At 57.3% G+C, this 20,281-nt stretch carries 14 protein-coding genes; 12 read left to right on the top strand and 2 right to left on the bottom strand.

Features of this window, described 5'->3' with window-relative positions; translation table 11 throughout:
* The first annotated feature begins 394 nt into the window (after positions 1-394).
* From rppH to recD, 12 genes are all read left to right on the top strand, one after another.
* On the top strand, positions 395-925 hold the full coding sequence (rppH, locus tag PGR09_RS11610; protein ID WP_015703328.1) for an RNA pyrophosphohydrolase: 531 nt from the start codon (positions 395-397) through the stop codon (positions 923-925).
* Between the two features lie 12 nt (positions 926-937).
* The gene (ptsP, locus tag PGR09_RS11605; protein ID WP_015369927.1) at positions 938-3,184 is read left to right on the top strand and encodes a phosphoenolpyruvate--protein phosphotransferase; all 2,247 of its coding nucleotides are present in this window, start codon (positions 938-940) and stop codon (positions 3,182-3,184) included.
* A 437-nt stretch (positions 3,185-3,621) separates the two neighbouring features.
* Positions 3,622-4,497, top strand: coding sequence for a prolipoprotein diacylglyceryl transferase (gene lgt, locus PGR09_RS11600; protein WP_015369928.1), 876 nt, complete (start codon positions 3,622-3,624; stop codon positions 4,495-4,497).
* A 6-nt stretch (positions 4,498-4,503) separates the two neighbouring features.
* Positions 4,504-5,298 (top strand): thymidylate synthase, encoded by a 795-nt coding sequence (gene thyA, locus PGR09_RS11595; RefSeq protein WP_045398131.1) that lies wholly within the window; start codon positions 4,504-4,506, stop codon positions 5,296-5,298.
* Between the two features lie 185 nt (positions 5,299-5,483).
* Positions 5,484-5,948 (top strand): prepilin peptidase-dependent protein, encoded by a 465-nt coding sequence (locus PGR09_RS11590; protein WP_430916165.1) that lies wholly within the window; start codon positions 5,484-5,486, stop codon positions 5,946-5,948.
* Positions 5,939-6,502 (top strand): prepilin peptidase-dependent protein, encoded by a 564-nt coding sequence (locus PGR09_RS11585; protein WP_348875088.1) that lies wholly within the window; start codon positions 5,939-5,941, stop codon positions 6,500-6,502. The genes PGR09_RS11590 and PGR09_RS11585 overlap by 10 nt, the downstream gene beginning before the upstream one ends.
* Positions 6,499-6,906: a DUF2509 family protein gene (locus PGR09_RS11580; protein ID WP_348875090.1), complete on the top strand. Its 408-nt coding sequence runs from the start codon at positions 6,499-6,501 to the stop codon at positions 6,904-6,906. The genes PGR09_RS11585 and PGR09_RS11580 overlap by 4 nt, the downstream gene beginning before the upstream one ends.
* The gene (locus PGR09_RS11575) at positions 6,891-7,214 is read left to right on the top strand and encodes a prepilin-type N-terminal cleavage/methylation domain-containing protein (RefSeq protein WP_045398118.1); all 324 of its coding nucleotides are present in this window, start codon (positions 6,891-6,893) and stop codon (positions 7,212-7,214) included. Before PGR09_RS11580 ends, PGR09_RS11575 begins: the two co-directional genes overlap by 16 nt.
* 12 nt (positions 7,215-7,226) lie before the next feature.
* Complete coding sequence (gene recC / locus PGR09_RS11570; RefSeq protein WP_430916163.1) at positions 7,227-10,598, top strand: exodeoxyribonuclease V subunit gamma; 3,372 nt, start codon at positions 7,227-7,229, stop codon at positions 10,596-10,598.
* Between the two features lie 164 nt (positions 10,599-10,762).
* Entirely contained in the window at positions 10,763-13,648 is a 2,886-nt protein-coding gene (ptrA, locus tag PGR09_RS11565) for a pitrilysin (protein ID WP_430916162.1), read from the top strand.
* The gene (gene recB / locus PGR09_RS11560; protein ID WP_430916161.1) at positions 13,645-17,190 is read left to right on the top strand and encodes an exodeoxyribonuclease V subunit beta; all 3,546 of its coding nucleotides are present in this window, start codon (positions 13,645-13,647) and stop codon (positions 17,188-17,190) included. Before ptrA ends, recB begins: the two co-directional genes overlap by 4 nt.
* Complete coding sequence (gene recD, locus PGR09_RS11555) at positions 17,187-19,022, top strand: exodeoxyribonuclease V subunit alpha (RefSeq protein ID WP_047078968.1); 1,836 nt, start codon at positions 17,187-17,189, stop codon at positions 19,020-19,022. Before recB ends, recD begins: the two co-directional genes overlap by 4 nt.
* Before the next feature lie 131 nt (positions 19,023-19,153).
* On the opposite strand, the gene PGR09_RS11550 is transcribed toward recD, so the two are convergent.
* Both PGR09_RS11550 and PGR09_RS11545 read right to left on the bottom strand, forming a co-directional pair.
* A complete protein-coding gene (locus tag PGR09_RS11550; RefSeq protein ID WP_430916160.1) occupies positions 19,154-19,462 on the bottom strand; it encodes a hypothetical protein in 309 nt (102 codons plus the stop codon).
* A gap of 283 nt (positions 19,463-19,745) precedes the next feature.
* Positions 19,746-20,051, bottom strand: a complete 306-nt coding sequence (locus PGR09_RS11545) for a hypothetical protein (RefSeq protein WP_063416329.1) — start codon at positions 20,049-20,051, stop codon at positions 19,746-19,748.
* Positions 20,052-20,281: the final 230 nt, after the last annotated feature.

Genomic DNA, 20,281 nt, shown 5'->3' with positions numbered 1-20,281 from the left:
CCCGACGAGTGTGCTTTATCTGTGGATAAAAGCGGCATTGTTCGATCTTTCATCAGTTGCCGGATCGCATATGTGATGATCATCACGTTATGCTGTAATTTGTTGGCGTGAACTATGATAACTTAATGAATAATATGTCATTATTAAAAAGCCCTATCTCTACGTCGTTCGGACTACTCTGGGTTTTCCCTGGTTAATTCCGTACTTCTTCACAACTCTATCCACAGAAAAAGTGAATAAAATGGCCCGGGGATGGTGTTCACTGTTTATAACTCGGGTGATTACTGTGAGTTATTCAAATGTTATTCGTTATCACGCCACACAGAGAGTGGTTTACCGTTTCCAACGAGTGTGAAACAATCATTCACATTGAAGCTTATTTTGAGGTAGTCCGGTGATTGATGACGATGGCTACCGCCCAAATGTCGGCATTGTAATCTGTAACCGCCAGGGCCAGGTGATGTGGGCCCGGCGCTATGGTCAGCACTCGTGGCAGTTCCCGCAAGGGGGCATTAATCCAGGCGAGTCCGCCGAGCAGGCAATGTATCGGGAATTGTTCGAAGAGGTTGGGTTAAGCCGCAAAGATGTGCGGATCCTGGCCTCAACCCGTAACTGGCTGCGTTACAAGCTGCCTAAACGTTTGGTGCGTTGGGACACAAAGCCGGTTTGTATCGGTCAGAAGCAGAAGTGGTTTCTTCTACAACTGGTCGGCAGCGATACGGCTATTAATATGCAAACCAGCAGTACACCTGAGTTTGATGGCTGGCGATGGGTAAGTTACTGGTACCCGGTTCGTCAGGTGGTGTCGTTTAAGCGCGACGTTTACCGCCGGGTGATGAAAGAGTTCGCGGGCGTCACCATGTCGCTTGCTGAAACCACACCAAAGCCGCAAAGCGCGCCTGCTTATCGACGTAAAAGAGGTTAAGCCACGCACATTATGCTCACTCGGTTGCGAGAAATAGTCGAGAAGGTCGCCAGCGCGCCGCGTTTAAACGAGGCGCTGGATATCCTGGTGACGGATGTCTGTAAAGCGATGGAAACGGAAGTTTGTTCGGTTTATCTGGCTGACAACGATCGACGCTGCTATTACCTGATGGCCACGCGCGGGCTGAAAAAACCTCGCGGACGTACGGTCGCACTCGCATTTGATGAAGGTCTCGTGGGCCTGGTGGGGCGACTGGCCGAGCCGATCAACCTGGCCGATGCGCAAAAGCATCCCAGCTTTAAATACATCCCGGCTGTTAAGGAGGAGCGTTTCCGCGCCTTCCTTGGCGTGCCGATCATCCAGCGGCGTCAGCTGCTGGGTGTGCTGGTAGTCCAGCAGCGTGAGCTGCGCCAGTTCGATGAAAGCGAAGAGTCCTTCCTTGTCACCCTCGCCACCCAGATGGCGGCGATTCTCTCCCAATCGCAGCTGAATGCGCTATTTGGGCAGTATCGACAGACACGCATCCGCGCGCTGCCGGCATCATCCGGGGTAGCGATTGCCGAAGGCTGGATGGATGCCAGCCTGCCATTGATGGAGCAGGTCTACGAGGCCTCGACGCTGGATACCGCTTCCGAGCGCGAACGTCTCACCGGCGCGCTGGAAGAAGCGGCGAATGAGTTTCGTCGCTACAGCAAACGCTACGCCGCCGGGGCGCAAAAAGAGACGGCGGCTATTTTTGACCTCTATTCGCACCTGCTATCCGATGCGCGCCTGCGCCGTGAGCTATTCGATGAAGTCGACAAAGGCTCCGTCGCCGAATGGGCGGTGAAAAAGGTCATTGAAAAATTTGCCGAGCAGTTTGCCGCGCTCAGCGATGGCTATCTGAAAGAGCGGGCGGGGGATTTACGTACTCTCGGGCAGCGGCTGTTGTTCCATCTCGACGACACCACCCAGGGGCCGAATACCTGGCCTGAGCGCATTATCCTGGTGGCTGACGAACTGTCGGCTACCACGCTTGCGGAAGTGCCGCAGGACCGCTTAGTCGGGGTGGTGGTGCGCGACGGCGCGGCCAACTCCCACGCGGCGATCATGGTGCGTGCGTTGGGCATCCCGACGGTAATGGGCGCCGACATTCAGCCGTCACTGCTGCATGGCCATATGCTGATCGTTGATGGTTACCGCGGCGATCTATTGGTCGATCCCGAACCGGTGCTGCTACAGGAGTATCAGCGGTTAATCAGCGAAGAGAACGAGCTGAGCCGGCTGGCGGAAGACGATCTCGAACGCGCTTCCGAGCTGAAAAGCGGCGAGCGGGTAAAAGTGATGCTCAACGCCGGTCTGAGCCCGGAGCATGAAGAGAAGCTTGGCAGCTTTATCGATGGTATCGGGCTTTACCGCACCGAAATTCCGTTTATGTTACAGAGCGGCTTCCCCTCCGAAGAGGAGCAGGTCGCCCAGTATCAGGGCATGCTGCAGATGTTTAACAGCAAGCCCGTGACCCTGCGTACGCTGGATATCGGCGCCGATAAGCAACTGCCGTATATGCCGATTAGCGAAGAGAACCCGTGCCTTGGCTGGCGCGGGATCCGTATTACGCTCGATCAGCCGGAGATCTTCTTGATCCAGGTGCGCGCCATGCTGCGTGCCAATGCCGCCACCGGCAACCTCAGTATACTGCTGCCGATGGTCACCAGCCTCGAAGAAGTTGATGAAGCCCGCCGCCTGATTGAGCGCGCCAGCCGTGAAGTCGAAGAGATGATTGGCTATGCGATTCCCCGCCCGCGCCTTGGGGTGATGCTGGAAGTGCCGTCTATGGTCTTTATGCTGCCGCAGTTGGCGAACCGCATCGACTTCATCTCGGTCGGCACCAACGACCTGACGCAATACATCCTCGCGGTCGACCGCAACAATACCCGCGTCGCCAATATGTACGACTGCCTGCATCCTGCTGTATTGCGGGCGCTGGCGATGATCGCCCATGATGCCGAGCGTTTTGGTATCGATCTGCGCCTGTGCGGCGAAATGGCCGGCGACCCGATGTGCGTCACCATCCTGGTGGGCCTCGGCTATCGCCATTTGTCGATGAACGGCCGTTCGGTCGCGCGCGTGAAATATCTGCTGCGCCGTATCGATATCGAAGAAGCGCAGGAGCTGTCACGGCGCAGTCTGGAAGCGCAGATGACCACCGAAGTGCGCCACCAGGTGGCGGCGTTTATGGAGCGCCGCGGTCTCGGCGGCCTGATCCGCGGCGGACGGTAACTTACATACTGTTATCGGTTTGCAACTTTTTAAGGGTTTTTCCCGGACGCCGCACGTTGCGCCTTCTCCGGGCTACCAAATCGCATCGTGTTGTAGCCCCGGTAAGCGGCATCGCCACCGGGGGATTTTGAGGCCACCAACACCTGCAGTTTCAGTAGCCATGGGGACAAGGTAGAGATCTTAAGCTCGCAATGGCACGGACCGTAGGTCGGGTAAGGCGTTAGCCGCCACCCGACAAAAAAAACGGCACCGCGAGTAGCGAGCCCGGGAAAAACCGCACTCTGTTAGCATCCGTATACATATCTTTTACACGTTCGGCGCGGATCGCACTACATGCTTATGCTATCATTCGCCTCCTTCGGAGTGCCCGTTTTATGCGGGCACGGATCATCACCGCTGTCCACTTTCGGCGGAATAACAAGTCTTTATGGTGACAGATGAATAGTGGCTACCTGCATTTTCCGGAGTTCGATCCGGTAATATTTTCCATTGGACCGGTCTCTCTCCACTGGTACGGCTTAATGTACCTGGTTGGTTTCGTCTTTGCGATGTGGCTGGCCACCCGTCGGGCTAATCGTCCGGGCAGCGGCTGGACGAAAAATGAAGTGGAAAACCTGCTCTACGCGGGCTTCCTCGGCGTATTCCTCGGCGGCCGTATCGGCTATGTGATGTTCTACAACCTGCCGGTCTTCCTTAGCGACCCGCTATATCTGTTCCGCGTCTGGGATGGCGGCATGTCGTTCCACGGCGGCCTGATCGGCGTGATTCTGGTGATGATTATCTTCGCCAAACGCACCAAGCGCACCTTCTTCCAGGTTTCCGACTTCATCGCGCCGCTGATCCCGTTTGGCCTCGGCGCCGGGCGTCTGGGCAACTTTATCAACGGCGAGCTGTGGGGCCGCGTTGACCCGAACTTCCACTACGCGATGATTTTCCCGGGCTCGCGCGCTGAGGACCTGGCGCTGCTGCCGTCGCATCCGGAATGGCAATCATTATTCGATACCTACGGCGCGCTGCCGCGTCATGCCTCGCAGCTTTATGAGCTGGCGCTGGAAGGCGTGGTGCTATTCCTGATCCTGAATCTGTTTATCCGTAAACCGCGCCCGACCGGTTCCGTTTCCGGCCTGTTCCTGATTGGCTACGGCCTGTTCCGCATTATTGTGGAATTCTTCCGCCAGCCGGACGCGCAGTTTACCGGCGGCTGGGTGCAGTACATCAGCATGGGGCAGATTCTTTCGATCCCGATGGTGCTTGCGGGTATCATTATGATGGTTTGGGCTTATCGTCACCGTCCGCAGCAACAAAACTCTTGAGGAACCATGAAACAGTATCTTGATTTGATGCAGAAAGTGCTCGCCGAGGGCACGCCAAAAAATGACCGCACCGGTACTGGCACGATCTCTATCTTCGGCCATCAGATGCGTTTTAACCTGCAGGAAGGCTTCCCGCTGGTGACCACCAAGCGCTGTCATTTACGCTCCATCATCCATGAACTGCTGTGGTTCCTGCAGGGCGACACCAACATTGCCTATCTGCACGAAAATAACGTCACCATCTGGGACGAGTGGGCGGATGAGAATGGCGATCTGGGGCCGGTCTACGGCAAACAGTGGCGTTCCTGGCCTGCGCCGGACGGCCGCCATATCGACCAGATCGGCACGGTCATGGAACAGCTGAAAAATGACCCGGACTCTCGCCGCATCATCGTGTCGGCATGGAACGTCGGCGAGCTGGATAAAATGGCGCTGGCGCCGTGCCATGCGTTCTTCCAGTTCTACGTCGCCGACGGCAAGCTCTCTTGCCAGCTGTATCAGCGCTCCTGCGACGTGTTCCTCGGCCTGCCGTTCAACATCGCCAGCTATGCGCTGCTGGTGCATATGGTGGCGCAGCAGTGCGATCTGCAAGTGGGCGACTTTGTCTGGACCGGCGGCGACACTCACCTGTACAGCAATCACCTGGAGCAGACTAATCTGCAGCTGAGCCGCGAACCGCGTCCGCTGCCGAAGCTGGTCATAAAACGCAAACCGGCGTCGATTTTCGACTACCGTTTTGAAGACTTCGAAATCGAAGGCTATGACCCGCATCCGGGAATTAAAGCGCCTGTGGCGATTTAACCTCTCTGTAGTGATGACAAACCGGCGCCACCAGCGCCGGTTTTTTTTGCCCTCCGCAAAATTTTGCGAGCCTGATTCCTGTCGTCGTTCAACATCCTGCAACCGCCCAATATTTTCCCGAGCCGCGACGCGAACCGTAGATTTACCATTCGAATTGATAATCAGAGCAACGCATACTCGGCGCCATGAACAGACAGCATGGCTACACCCTAATTGAAATGCTGGTCACCATGATGCTGGTGGTCATCCTCAGCGCCAGCGGTATGTACGGCTGGCAGCGCTGGCAACAGCAACAGCGCCTGTGGCAGGTCGCCTGCCAGGTGCGCGATTATCTCGTGCTGCTGCGCGATGACGCTAACTGGCACAACCGCGATCGCGTCATTAACGTCGGACATTCGCCCGCAGGCTGGTGTCTGGGCGTAAGCGGCGTGGAAGCTGACTGTCACGCGAAAACGCCTTTAACCCTGCAGCCGCTGTGGCCGGGGATTACGCTGCAACATTTGACGGCGGGCATCGGTTTTTACGGCCTGCGCAACAGCGCCTGGGCCGGGCATATCCTGCTGCAAAGCGAGGTCGGGTCGTGGCGGATCGTTGTCTCTAACTGGGGGCGCATACGCCTGTGCCGGGAAGGAGAGGAATTATGCCAGTAGCAGCGCGCGGCTTTTCGCTCATTGAAACGCTAATCGCTATGGCGATAGGCTCTGTGTTACTGCTGGGGGCCGCTCGTTTCCTTCCGGCGCTACAGCGCCAGATTCTTCGCCAAACGCAGCAGCAGGCGCTGGAAAACGAACTATGGCAGCGGGTCTATGCGTTAGCCAAACACCTGCAGCGCGCCGGATATTGCGCGGGTCACTGTAATGGTCAGGCGCTGGCTATAGCCGACGGCGGACAGTGCGTTATCGTTCGCTGGGATGGCAACAGTAACGGCACTTGGGATTTGGCGCCGGAGGCCGATGCCGATTCTACCGGTTTTCGCCTGCGCGACGGAGCGCTGGAAACGCGGCGCGGCGTTACTGACTGCGGCGGAAAAAATTGGGAGAAAATGACTAATCCCGCCGCTATCACGGTCACGCGCTTTCACGTTGAGCGGCAGGCGATAAGCGGGTTTTCTCCTGAACTTATCGTTACCCTGGGGGCGCAGGCGCAATCGGACTCGCGTATTTCCGCCGAGGCGCAATATCAGGTAACGGGGTTCAACCTGTGAAACGCCAGCGCGGAGTTTCATCACTGCTGATAGTGCTGCTGCTACTGGCGCTGGGCAGCCTGTTATTGCAGGGGATGAATCAGCAGCAGCGATCGCTGCTGGCGCAGGTGAGCGCCGAAACCCAGGCAATTCGCGATACGGCCGCCGCGCAGTCGGCGCTGCAATGGGGCAAAGTGGTGAACTGGCCGCTGCAGAGCGCAGTTGCGTGTCAACAGGAAAACAGCCAACGCTGGCGCGCGTGTCTGCGGCTTTTTAATGATGGCCGCGCGCTGCTTATCGCCGGCAGCGGCACGATACAGCTGTGGCAGTCAGCGTCGATTGAGCAGGGCAAGCTGCGGTATTTAGCGCATGGCTGGAGCGACTTTTGCCCGTTGAAGGAGAGTGCGTTATGCCTGATGCCGTAGCGCGCCAGCGCGGTTTTAGTCTGGCGGAGACATTATTAGCGATGGCGCTGTTAATCATGACCATCACGGCGCTTGGCGGCTATCATCGCGGGCTGGCCAGCGGCGCCGCTCAATTGAACGCCTATCGCCAGCAGTGGCGCGACGCGTGGCGCTTGAGCCTGCTTGTTCCTTCGGCGCAGCCCTATAAAGGACAAATAAGCCGCGTGCAGACATCGAGGCAAAGTTGTGTCAGCATCACGGTAACGATCACCATGCCCGCCGCTAAGCGGGTGCAGATGACCCGGCTACATTGCCCGGTAAATCAGTAGTCAGGAGCGAATATGTTAAGGGTGTACCACTCAAACCGTCTGGATGTGCTTGAAGCGCTGATGGAGTTTATCGTCGAGCGCCAGCGGCTGGATGACCCTTTCATGCCGGAAATGGTGCTGGTGCAAAGTACCGGTATGGCGCAATGGTTGCAGATGACGCTGGCGAAGCGCTTCGGCATTGCGGCGAATATCGAGTTTCCGCTGCCTGCCAGCTTTATCTGGGACATGTTCGTTCGCGTGCTTGACGATATTCCCGGCGAGAGCGCCTTCAGTAAACAGAGCATGAGCTGGAAGCTGATGACCCTGCTGCCGCAGTATCTCGACGATGAAGCCTTCGCGCTGTTGCGCCACTATCTGAGCGATGATAGCGACAAACGTAAGCTGTTCCAGCTGGCCGCGCGGGTAGCCGATCTGTATGACCAGTATCTGGTCTATCGCCCGGAGTGGCTGATGCGCTGGGAGGCCGATGAACGGGTTGAGGGGCTGGGCGACGCCCAGCAGTGGCAGGCGCCGCTGTGGAAAGCGTTAGTCGAATACACCGCGGAGCTGGGGCAACCGCTGTGGCACCGCGCCAATCTGTACCAGCGCTTTATCAGCGCGCTGGAAAACGCTGACCAACCGCCAGCCGGGCTGCCGTCGCGGGTCTTTATCTGCGGCATTTCGGCGCTGCCGCCGGTGTATTTGCAGGCCCTGCAGGCGCTGGGCAAGCATGTCGATGTCTATGTACTCTTCACTAACCCCTGTCGCTACTACTGGGGTGATATTAAAGATCCGGCGTTTCTTGCCAAACTGATGTCGCGCCAGCGCCGCCACCACCGCGGGGCGCGCGAGCTGCCGCTGTTCCGTGACACCGAACAGGCGCCGGGATTGTTTAATGATGATGGCGAGCAGGATGTCGGCAATCCGCTGCTGGCCTCGTGGGGCAAGCTCGGGCGCGATTATATCTATCTGCTAGCCGGGCTGGAGCGTTACGAAGAGCTGGACGCCTTTGTCGATATCGCCCCCGATAACCTGCTGCATAACCTCCAGGCCGATATTCTTGAGCTGCGCAACGCCGCGGTGGCGGGGCGTTCCGCGCAAGAGTTCGCCAGCAGTAAGAGCAAGCGCCCGCTGGCGATTGAAGACCGCAGCCTGGCTATCCACGTCTGCCATAGCCCGCAACGTGAAGTGGAAGTGCTGCACGACCGACTGCTGGCGATGCTGGAAGAAGACCCGGCGCTGACGCCGCGCGATATTATCGTGATGGTCGCCGATATCGACAGCTACAGTCCCTATGTTCAGGCGGTCTTCGGCGCAGCGCGCGGCGAACGCTGGCTGCCGTGGGCGATTTCCGACCGTCGGGCGCGAGAATCGCACCCGGCGCTACAGGCGTTTATCACGTTGCTTTCTCTGCCGGACAGCCGCTTCGCCAGCGAAGATGTGCTGGCGCTGTTGGATGTGCCGGTGCTGGCGGCGCGCTTCAATATCAATGAAGAGGGGCTGCGCTACCTGCGCCAGTGGGTCAATGAATCCGGCGTACGTTGGGGTATGGATGACGACAACGTGCGCGAAATGGATCTCCCGGCGACCGGGCAGCACACCTGGCGTTTTGGGTTAACGCGTATGCTGTTGGGATATGCGATGGACAGCAGTCAGGGCGAGTGGCAGTCGGTGCTGCCCTATGATGAATCCAGCGGGCTGATTGCCGAATTGGTAGGGAATCTCGCGTCGTTACTGATGCAGCTTAATCTGTGGCGCCGCGGTCTGGCGCAGGATCGCCCGCTGGCAGAGTGGCTGCCGGTGTGCCGCGATCTGCTCACGGATTTCTTCCTGCCGGATAGCGACACTGAAGCGGCGCTGGCGCTGATTGAACAGCAATGGCAAGCCATCATCGATGGCGGTCTGGATGCGCAGTACGGGGCTGCCGTGCCGCTATCGCTGCTGCGCGATGAGCTGGCGCAGCGCCTCGATCAGCAGCGGATCAGCCAGCGTTTCCTGGCCGGGCCGGTGAATATCTGCACCCTGATGCCGATGCGCTCTATCCCTTTCAAGGTCGTCTGCCTGTTGGGGATGAACGATGGCGTCTACCCGCGTACACTCGCGCCGCTGGGCTTCGATTTAATGAGCCAAAAACCGCAGCGCGGCGACCGCAGCCGTCGCGATGATGACCGTTATCTGTTCCTGGAAGCGCTGATGTCGGCCGAACAGAAGCTATACATCAGCTACATCGGGCGCTCAATCCAGGATAACAGCGAGCGCTATCCTTCGGTGCTGGTACAGGAACTGGCGGACTATATCGGTCAGAGCCACTGCCTTGAAGGCGATGAAGCGCTGGACTGCGATGCCAGCGAACGCCGCGTTAAGGAGCACATTACCCATCTGCATACGCGTATGCCATTCGATGCCGCCAATTATCTGCCGGATGAAGATCAGAGCTATGCAAAAGAGTGGCTGGCCGCCGCCAGCCAGCAGGGGGAGGCACACAGCGAATTTATCCAGCCGCTTGCGCCGCTTGCTATCGACACGCTGCCGTTCGAACAGCTGTTACGCTTTTGGCAGCATCCGGTGCGTGCTTTCTTCCAGCAGCGTCTGCGGGTGAATTTCCGCTCTGAAGAGAGCGAGATCCCCGAAGATGAGCCTTTCGTGCTTGAAGGGCTAAGCCGTTACCAGTTGAACCAACAGTTGCTGAATACGCTGATTGAACAACAGGATGCGTCAGCGATGTATCGTCGTTTTCGTGCGGCGGGTGAGCTGCCTTTTGGCGCGTTTGGCGAACTGGCATGGGAGGCGCAGCGTCAGGAAATGCAGAACCTGGCTGAGCGGGTTATCGCCAGTCGTCAGCCCGCGCAAAGTATGGAGATCGACCTACAGTGCAACGGTATCAATCTCACCGGCTGGCTACAGCAGGTACAGCCGGATGGGCTATTGCGCTGGCGTCCGTCGCTGCTGAGCGTCTCTCAGGGCGTGCAACTTTGGCTGGAACATCTTGTCTATTGTGCTAGCGGCGGTCTCGGCGAAAGTCGGTTGTTCGTGCGCAAAGAAGGCGAGTGGCGTTTCCCGCCGCTGGCGGCGGAGCAGGCGCAGGCGTACCTGAATGAGCTAGTAGAAGGCTACCTGCAGGGGATGTCAAAACCGCTACTGCTGTTGCCGGAAAGCGGCGGCGCGTGGCTAAAAGCCTGTTACGACGCGGAAAAGGATGTCATGTTAATGGATGACGAAACGCAACAAAAAGCCCGCAGTAAGTTCCTTCAGGCCTACGAAGGTAATATGGTGGTGAGCGGCGAAGGTGCCGATATCTGGTACCAGCGCCTGTGGCGCACTCTGGAGCCTGCGTACTATGAAGAGATTATCGCGCAGGCGCAGCGTTATCTGTTGCCGATATTTCGTTTCCATCAGTCCGAATAAAATTGTAATAGTATAAAAATTGCGCAGAAGAAGGTTGTTCATTTATTATGCGCATCGAATCACGGACTGATGTTGTAAATACCTTGAAGATGGCGTTTTGCCTGATGATGGGTATCCACGCTGATGCTATGCAGCGCGAAGTTTGTTAATGATGAGGTCCGTGAATGCCCCGCAGTTTATGGTTCAAAGTTCTTGTTGTAGTGGTCGCCCTTTGGGCGCCGTTAAGTCAGGCAGACACCGGATGGCAACCGATTCAGGAAACCATTCGTAAAAGCGAAAAAGATCCCCGTCAATATCAGGCCATTCGCCTGCAAAACGGCATGGTCGTGCTGCTGGTATCCGATCCGCAGGCGGTGAAATCGCTGTCGGCGCTGGTGGTGCCGGTGGGTTCATTACAGGATCCGGCCGATCATCAAGGGCTGGCGCACTATCTCGAGCATATGACCTTAATGGGCTCGCAGAAGTACCCGCAGCCTGACAGCCTTGCTGAATTTCTCAAAATGCACGGCGGCAGCCATAATGCCAGCACCGCGCCGTATCGCACCGCGTTCTATCTTGAAGTGGAAAATGACGCGCTCAACGGCGCCGTCGATCGGCTGGCTGATGCCATTGCCGCGCCGCTGCTGGATAAAAAATATGCCGAACGCGAACGTAACGCGGTCAACGCCGAATTGACCATGGCGCGCACCCGGGACGGGATGCGCATGGCGCAGGTGAGCGCTGAAACCATCAACCCTGCGCACCCGGCTTCACAATTTTCCGGCGGTAACCTCGATACGCTAAGCGATAAGCCTGGTAGCCCGGTGCTTGATGCGCTGCACGCTTTCCGCGACCGCTGGTACTCGGCAAACCTGATGAAGGCGGTCATCTACAGTAATAAGCCACTGCCTGAGTTGGCAAGCATTGCCGCCGCGACCTACGGGCGGGTGCCAAACCACGACATCAGCAAGCCGGAAATTACCGTACCGGTTGTGACCGATGCGCAGAAGGGCATTGTGATTCACTACGTGCCGGCGATGCCGCGCAAAGTTCTGCGCGTTGAGTTCCGCATTGATAACAACAGCGCTCAGTTCCGCAGCAAGACCGATGAGCTGGTGACCTATATGATCGGCAACCGCAGCCCCGGCACTTTATCCGACTGGCTGCAGAAGCAGGGGCTAGCGGAAGGGATTCGCGCGGATTCCGATCCGGCCGTCAACGGCAATAGCGGCGTGCTGGCCATCTCCGCTACCCTCACCGATAAAGGTCTGGCGCACCGCGATGAAGTTACCGCAGCAATCTTCAGCTACCTGAATTTGTTGCGTACTCAGGGTATTGATAAGCGCTACTTTGATGAGTTAGCCCACGTGCTGGAGCTCGATTTCCGCTATCCGTCGATTAACCGCGATATGGATTATGTGGAGTGGCTGGCCGATACCATGATTCGCGTGCCGGTAGAGCACGTACTGGACGTGGTTAATATCGCCGACCGCTATGATGCCCAGGCGATTAAAGACCGTCTGGCGATGATGACCCCGCAAAATGCGCGTATCTGGTACATCAGCCCGAATGAGCCGCACAACAAAACCGCTTATTTCGTCAATGCGCCTTACCAGGTTGATAAAATTAGCCCCCAGACCTTCGCCGACTGGCAGCAAAAATCTGCGGCCATCAAGCTGCAGCTGCCGGCGCTGAACCCGTATATTCCGGATGATTTCACGCTGATTAAGAGCGATAAGGCGTACCCGCATCCGGAGCTTATCGTCGATGAGCCGACGCTGCGCGTGGTGTATGCCCCAAGCCAGTACTTTGCCAGCGAACCGAAGGCCGACGTCTCTCTGGTGCTGCGTAACCCGCAGGCGATGGACAGCGCGCGCCGGCAGGTGATGTTCGCGCTGAATGATTATCTGGCCGGCATTGCGCTTGACCAGCTCAGCAACCAGGCCGCGGTAGGTGGAATCAGCTTCTCGACCGGCGCCAACAACGGTCTGATGGTTAACGCCAACGGCTATACCCAGCGCCTGCCGCAGCTCTTTACCGCGCTGCTGGACGGCTACTTTAGCTATACGCCGACCGAAGAGCAGCTTGAGCAGGCGAAGTCCTGGTATGCCCAGATGATGGATTCGGCGGACAAAGGCAAAGCCTATGATCAGGCGATTATGCCGATTCAGATGCTGTCGCAGGTACCCTATTTTGAGCGCAAAACGCGCCGCGCGCTGCTGCCGTCAATCACTCTGAAAGAGGTGATTAACTATCGCGATAACCTGAAAGCCAGGGGGCGCCCGGAGCTGCTGGTCGTCGGTAACATGAGCGCCCGGCAGTCCACCGATCTGGCCCGCCAGATCCAAAAACAGCTTGGCGCCGATGGTAACGAGTGGTGTCGCAACAAAGACGTGCTGATCGACAGCAAACAGCTGGCGATGTTTGAAAAAGCAGGCAGCAGCACCGACTCCGCGCTGGCGGCGGTTTTCGCGCCGCCAAACGTCGATGAATACAGCAGCATGGCCGCCAGTTCACTGTTGGGGCAGATCATTCAGCCCTGGTTCTACAACCAGTTACGTACTGAAGAACAACTCGGCTATGCGGTATTTGCCTTCTCAATGAATGTTGGCCGCCAGTGGGGGATGGGCTTCCTGCTACAGAGTAGCGATAAACAGCCTGCTTTCCTCTGGCAGCGCTTCCAGGCTTTCTTCCCGACGGCGGAAGCCAAACTGCGGGCGATGAAGCCGGAAGAGTTTGCCCAGATCCAGCAGGCGGCGATTAGCCAGATGCTGCAGGCGCCGCAAACGTTGAGCGAAGAAGCGTCAAAGCTGAGCAAAGATTTCGATCGCGGTAATATGCGCTTCGATTCACGTGATAAAGTAGTGGCTCAGATTAAACTGCTGACGCCGCAAAAACTTGCCGACTTCTTCCATCAGACGGTGGTGGATCCGCAAGGCATGGCACTGTTATCCCAGGTTTCCGGCAGCCAGAACGGCAAGGCGGAATACGCCGCCCCTGAAGGCGGCAAGGTATGGGAAAGCGTCAGCGCATTGCAGAAATCCTTACCCCTGATGCGAGAGAATGAATGACCGAAACCGCTGAGTCTCTTGACCCACTCCGCTTGCCCCTGACGGGCGAGCGGCTGATAGAAGCCTCCGCGGGCACCGGAAAAACTTTTACCATCGCCGCGCTATATCTCCGGCTGCTGCTGGGGCTGGGGGGCGAATCCGCTTTCCCCCGGCCGGTCAGCGTGGAAGAGCTGCTGGTGGTGACCTTTACCGAAGCAGCGACGGAAGAGCTGCGCGGGCGTATCCGTAGTAATATCCACGAGCTGCGGATTGCCTGCCTGCGCGAAAGCGCCAGCGATCCGCTCTACGTTTCTCTGCTTGCGGAAATTGCCGATAAAAACCAGGCGGCGCAAACGTTGTTGCTGGCGGAACGGCAAATGGACGAGGCCGCGGTCTTTACCATCCATGGTTTCTGTCAGCGAATGCTGAGCCTCAACGCCTTCGAGTCCGGCATGCTGTTTGAACAGCAACTGATCGAAGACGAATCCCGCCTGCGTTATCAGGCCTGCGCCGACTTCTGGCGTCGCCACTGCTATCCGCTGCCGCGCGATATCGCCGCCGTGATCCATGAACAATGGAAAGGGCCGCGCGATCTGCTCAAGGCTATAGACCGCTGGCTGCAGGGCGAAGCGCCGCAGCTAAAATCGCCGCCGCCCGCGGAAGAGACGCTGGCAAGCCGCCATCAGCAAATCCTGGAACGTATCAATGCGCTGAAGCAGCAGTGGCGGGAGCAGGTGGGTGAAATTGAAAACGTGCTGGAAAGCTCAGGGCTCGATCGCCGCAAGTTCAACCGCGGTAACCAGGGCAAGTGGATCGAAAAGGTAAGCGCCTGGGCGCAGGAAGAAACGCTAAGTTATCAGCTGCCTGATGCGCTGGAAAAATTCTCGCAACCGTTCCTCATTGAGCGCACCAAAGACGGCGGCGAACCGCCTCTGCATCCGCTATTCAGCGCGGTAGAGGCGCTGCTTGCCTCACCGCTGACCTTAAACGATCTGGTTATCGCCAGGGCGATGGTCGAGATCCGCGAAGCGGTCGCCCGCGAAAAGCGGCGTCGAGGCGAACTGGGCTTTGACGACATGCTAAGCCGTCTTGACGACGCGCTACGCGGCGACAGCGGCGAAGCGTTGGCCAGCGCCATCCGCCAGCGTTTCCCGGTGGCGATGATCGATGAGTTCCAGGATACCGATCCGCAGCAGTATCGTATCTTCCGCCGCATCTGGCGTCGCCAGCCGGATACGGCTTTGCTGTTAATTGGCGACCCGAAACAGGCGATTTACGCCTTCCGCGGCGCCGATATTTTTACCTATATGAAAGCGCGCGGTGACGTTGCCGCCCACTATACGCTGGATACCAACTGGCGTTCGGCGCCGGGCATGGTACAGAGTGTTAATCGTCTGTTCGGCCTGAGTGATAATCCATTCATGTTCCGCGAGATCCCATTCTTGCCGGTGAAGCCAGCCGCTAAAAATCAGACGTTGCGCTTTACCATTGATGAGAAGCCGATCCCGGCGATGAACATGTGGTTAATGCTTGGCGAAGCCGTCGGTTCTGGCGATTATCAGTCCTTTATGGCGCAATTATGCGCGACGCAGATCCGCGACTGGCTCAGCGCCGGCCAGCAGGGACGCGCGCTGCTGTGGCGTGGCGAAAACGCTGAGCCGGTGCGCGCCTCCGATATCACCGTGCTGGTGCGTAACCGTCTCGAAGCGGCGCTTATTCGCGATGCGCTGCAGCTCTTGTCAATCCCGTCGGTCTATCTCTCAAACCGCGACAGCGTTTTTGAAACCCCGGAAGCGCAGGAATTACTGTGGGTTCTACAGGCGGTACTGGCGCCAGAGCGTGAAAACACGCTACGCAGCGCGCTGGCAACGTCGATGTTTGGCCTTAACGCGCAGGATATCGAAAACCTCAATCAGGATGAACGAGCCTGGGATGCGCTGGTAGAGGAGTTCAGTGAATACCGGCAGATCTGGCGCCAGCGCGGCGTAATGCCGATGCTGCGCGCGCTGATGGGGGCGCGTCATATAGCCGAAAACCTGCTGGCGACCCACGGCGGCGAACGCCGTTTGACCGATATTTTGCATATCAGCGAATTATTGCAAGAAGCAGCGAATCAGCTCGAAAGCGAGCACGCGCTGGTGCGCTGGCTGACGCAACATATCGCCGAACCGGACAGCAATGCTTCCAGCCAGCAGATGCGTCTGGAGAGCGATAAGCATCTGGTGCAAATCGTCACTATCCACAAATCAAAAGGACTGGAATATTCGCTGGTCTGGCTGCCATTTATCGCGCGCTTTCGTAAACAGGATCAGGCGTTTTATCACGACCGCGATTCCTTTGCCGCGGTCCTCGACCTTGGAGAAGGGGAGAATAGCCTTGAGCTGGCGGAAGCCGAGCGCCTGGCGGAGGATTTACGCCTGTTGTACGTCGCCCTGACCCGCGCGGTGTGGCACTGCAGCCTCGGGGTTGCGCCGTTAAGTACCCGCCGTAGCGATAAACCTGGCAACAGCGATTTTCATCACAGCGCCCTCGGCCGTCTGCTGCAGGACGGCGAGCCGATGGACGCGGCGGGATTAACCGCGCGGCTACAGGCATTGTGCAGCGATGATATTGCGCTATGTCTTCCCGATAGCATGGACCAGACGCCGTGGCAGGCGCCGGAAAACGCGCTGCCGCCGCTTTCGGCGCGGACCCTTGAACGCCAGGTTATGGACGACTGGCGGGTGACCAGTTATTCCGGTTTGCAGCAGCATGGTTCCAGCGCAGGTCAGGACCTGCTGCCGCGTCTTGATATCGATGCCGCGGGCGTGGGCGAGGTGGCGGAAGAGCCGCAGCTCACGCCTCATCAGTTCCCGCGCGGCGCGTCGCCGGGGACATTTCTGCATAGCCTATTTGAGGATCTCGATTTCAGTCAGCCGGTACCGGTTGACTGGATGGCGCAAAAACTACAGTTGCACGGTTTTGGCGAAGAGTGGGCGCCGGTGTTGAGCGAATGGCTGGACGGCGTGCTGCGAACACGCCTGCCGGGGGCAGAAATCGCCCTGAATCAGCTGGGCGCCCGGGATAAACAGGTGGAAATGGCCTTCTATCTACCGATTGAACAACCGCTGGATCCGCTGCAGTTGGACGCGCTGATCCGCCGCTATGATCCGCTCTCGGCTGATACCCCGGCGCTCGATTTCCGCCAGGTCCGCGGCATGTTGAAAGGGTTTATCGATCTGGTATTTCGTCACGATGGCCGCTATTACCTGCTGGATTACAAATCTAACTGGCTGGGAGAAGACCGCGAAGCTTACACCCAACAGGCGATGACCCAGGCGATGCGCCTGCATCGTTATGACCTGCAGTACCAGCTGTATAGCCTGGCGCTGCATCGCTATCTGCGTCACCGTATTGCCGATTATCACTACGAACGGCACTTTGGCGGCGTCATTTATCTCTTTTTACGCGGTATGGACGGGCAGGAAGGCGGGCAGGGGATCTTCACCACCCGCCCGGCGCAGCCGCTGATTGACGGCCTCGATGCGTTATTTGCCGGTGTTACTCAGGAGGTGGGCTCATGACCATGGATGAACTGCTGCTGGCCGCCGCCGAGCAGCGTCTGCTGCGGCCGCTGGACGTACAGTTTGCGCTGATGGTGGCGCAGGATGCCCCTCCGGCAGTGAAGCTGGCCGCCGCGCTGCTGAGCCGGGATGCCGGCGAGGGGCATGTCTGTCTGCCGCTGTCGCGCCTCAACGCTGAAGAAGCGCTAAGCGGCAAGGCCGGCGAGATCCGCGACCAGTTGCTGGCGATGGCCGGCGCGCCCCAGGACTGGCCTCAATTGTTGCTTTCTTCGTCAGCGGTGAGCCGCGGCGACGAACCGACGCCGATGATTTTATGCGGCGACAGGTTGTACCTGAACCGCATGTGGCGTAATGAACTCACCGTCGCCCGCTTCTTTAATGAGACGAACCGGGTGCTGGAGGTCGATGAAGGGCGGCTAACGGCAACCCTGAATGAACTCTTTCCGGCAACCGACGATATCGACTGGCAAAAAGTTGCCGCGGCGGTGGCGCTGACCCGGCGCATTTCGGTGATTTCCGGCGGCCCCGGCACCGGCAAGACCACCACCGTCGCGAAGCTGCTGGCGGCGCTGATTCAGATTAACGACACGCCGCGCTGTCGAATTCGGTTGGCGGCACCGACCGGTAAAGCGGCAGCGCGCCTGACAGAATCTCTGGGATCGGCGTTAAGAAAACTTCCGCTTAGCGAGGAGCAAAAAGCGCTGATTCCCGCCGATGCCAGTACCCTGCATCGCCTGCTGGGGGCGCAGCCCGGTAGTCAGCGCATGCGCTACCACGCTGGTAATCCGCTGCATCTGGATGTGCTGGTGGTCGATGAAGCGTCCATGATCGACCTACCGATGATGTCGCGCCTGATTGATGCTTTGCCGGAGCACGGGCGAGTGATCTTTCTTGGCGATCGCGATCAGCTTGCCTCCGTGGAAGCCGGGGCGGTGCTTGGCGATATCTGTGCCTGGGCGACATCCGGCTATACCGCGGCGCGAGCGCAAGAGCTGTCGCGGCTGACTGGCGCAACGGTGCCGGCGGGCGAGGGGCAGATGGCCGGAGCGCTGCGCGATAGTCTATGTCTGCTGCAAAAAAGCTACCGCTTTGGCAGTCACTCCGGCATTGGCAGCCTGGCGCGGGCGGTCAACGCCGGTGCGCGTGCGGACGTGAAAGCGACGTTACGCCAGCCGTTTGACGATATCGTTCTGCGGCCGCTCAGCACTACCGAGGAGTATGAAGCGATGCTGATGGCGGCACAGGAGGGCTACGGCCGTTATCTGCAACTGCGCCGCGAGCAGGCCGCGCCGGAACAGATGATTGCCGCCTTCGGCGAGTTTCAGCTGCTGTGCGCGCTGCGTGAAGGGCCTTACGGGGTAAGCGGCGTGAATGAACAGCTGGAGCAGATGCTCCACCGTAAGCGAGCGATAACGCTACCGCGCCATTCACGCTGGTACGATGGCCGTCCGGTGATGATTTCCCGGAACGATAGCGCGCTGGGGCTGTTTAACGGCGATATCGGCATTGCGCTGGAACGGGACGGCGACCTACGCGTATGGTTCCCGATGCCCGATGGCAGCATTAAATCGGTGCAGCCAAGCCGCCTGCCGGAACACGATACCGCATGGGCAATGACGGTGCATAAGTCGCAAGGGTCGGAGTTCGATCATGCGGCGCTGATCTTACCTTCTCGTAGCGTACCGCTAGTAACCCGCGAGCTGGTTTATACTGCGATAACCCGCGCCAAACGGCGCCTGTCGCTTTATGCCGACGAGCAGGTACTGGCGCAGGCCATCGTGACGCGGACCGAGCGGCGCAGCGGCCTGGCGGAGATTTTCGCTGCTCAGTGAAACCTGAATCTGCCGGGTTCAGTACCCGGCAGCTGATAGGCGGTAATTAAAGGCATAATCCACCGCGGTAGTATGGAACAGGTGGCAAAGATGTTTTGATTCGCGCAAAGAAAGGGGGATGGTTATCCTCATTAAATGAAATATAAAAGTAAACCTATCCAAACGACAGAAACGGAATTGATGGCAAAGAAACGTCCCACGGCGTTTTGTGCAACTGAGGGTGAAAATATATATGTGAAGGTTTTGAAAATAATTGAAATGATAAGGTTAAACACAGAGAGTATGAAAGCAAAAATAGCCACCTCGAAAGCTGGTACAAACACGGTTCCTTTGTACGTACCATTCAGGTGCAGAATGAATAGCAGCAGCCAGGGATATATAGAGAGCGTAATAACAATGATGCTGGTATTACGGGTAAACCAGTTGACAGAATTATCCATAAATAGTCTATTTCCTTTTGTGGTCAGGCTGAATTGCCCATTAAATTGACCGTGCGGGAAAGAATCTAAGTATATCGAATGGGAGCATCGTATCCATCCTGGAAAGTGTGCGCTTCGGTCGCCAATCAATACCTACAGGCGTAAAATCGTGCTCCTGGCTCCAGTGAATGCAGCGGGTGGTCAGCACAAACGGCTTATTGAGTCCCATATGCTACGCCTGAGAGCTGTCTGGCGGAAATCTTCGCCGGACTCGGGCTGGGCTGAATACGCTCTTTACCTCTGATTAATAAGCAAATAAAAGTAGCAGCCAGAGCAGAGAAATAGAGTTCATGGCCAAAAAATAGGTTACATAGCTTTTTGGAGTCTGTGAGGTTGATATATCAGCAATAACAATAATTACTACTGAAATAATAAGGTTGACGATAGATAAAATAACAAATAAAAAGACCGTCATAAGGCCTGCGGCAAAGGCAGCATAGGCTGGTCCACTGCTCATCATGGTTAAAAGCAGTAAGACCCAAGGGTAAATCGAAATCACGGTAGTAATTTTCTTGATGTTTTTAGTAATTGCGTTGGTTTTCTTTTTCATTGTTAACCTTTATTTTGGGGACGGCTCTCTAATAGAATTGACTATGGCGTTCTACCCGGGTTTATTTAATGTGCTATTGAATTTATGCAAAATAAATATATGTCGTAATTTGCTGTTAAATATAAAGGTATAGCCAGAGTGGCGACATGGTATTCATTGCGCAGAAATAGATTTTTAGCTTTCTTGGTTTTAGCAATGTAAAAACGCTCATGCATCCAATAGTGATAAGC

This window comes from Klebsiella sp. 141251, assembly GCF_050600725.1.
GTDB classification, from domain to species: Bacteria; Pseudomonadota; Gammaproteobacteria; order Enterobacterales; family Enterobacteriaceae; genus Klebsiella; species Klebsiella aerogenes.
This window is presented reverse-complemented; position numbering and strand designations above follow the sequence as displayed.

Coding starts and splice junctions, on each gene's coding strand:
- ptsP (WP_015369927.1), top strand. CDS start 938: ATGCTCACTCGGTTGCGAGAAATAGTCGAGAAGGTCGCCAGCGCGCCG.
- lgt (WP_015369928.1), top strand. CDS start 3,622: ATGAATAGTGGCTACCTGCATTTTCCGGAGTTCGATCCGGTAATATTT.
- thyA (WP_045398131.1), top strand. CDS start 4,504: ATGAAACAGTATCTTGATTTGATGCAGAAAGTGCTCGCCGAGGGCACG.
- PGR09_RS11590 (WP_430916165.1), top strand. CDS start 5,484: ATGAACAGACAGCATGGCTACACCCTAATTGAAATGCTGGTCACCATG.
- PGR09_RS11585 (WP_348875088.1), top strand. CDS start 5,939: ATGCCAGTAGCAGCGCGCGGCTTTTCGCTCATTGAAACGCTAATCGCT.
- PGR09_RS11575 (WP_045398118.1), top strand. CDS start 6,891: ATGCCTGATGCCGTAGCGCGCCAGCGCGGTTTTAGTCTGGCGGAGACA.
- recC (WP_430916163.1), top strand. CDS start 7,227: ATGTTAAGGGTGTACCACTCAAACCGTCTGGATGTGCTTGAAGCGCTG.
- ptrA (WP_430916162.1), top strand. CDS start 10,763: ATGCCCCGCAGTTTATGGTTCAAAGTTCTTGTTGTAGTGGTCGCCCTT.
- recB (WP_430916161.1), top strand. CDS start 13,645: ATGACCGAAACCGCTGAGTCTCTTGACCCACTCCGCTTGCCCCTGACG.
- recD (WP_047078968.1), top strand. CDS start 17,187: ATGACCATGGATGAACTGCTGCTGGCCGCCGCCGAGCAGCGTCTGCTG.
- PGR09_RS11550 (WP_430916160.1), bottom strand. CDS start 19,462: ATGGATAATTCTGTCAACTGGTTTACCCGTAATACCAGCATCATTGTT.
- PGR09_RS11545 (WP_063416329.1), bottom strand. CDS start 20,051: ATGAAAAAGAAAACCAACGCAATTACTAAAAACATCAAGAAAATTACT.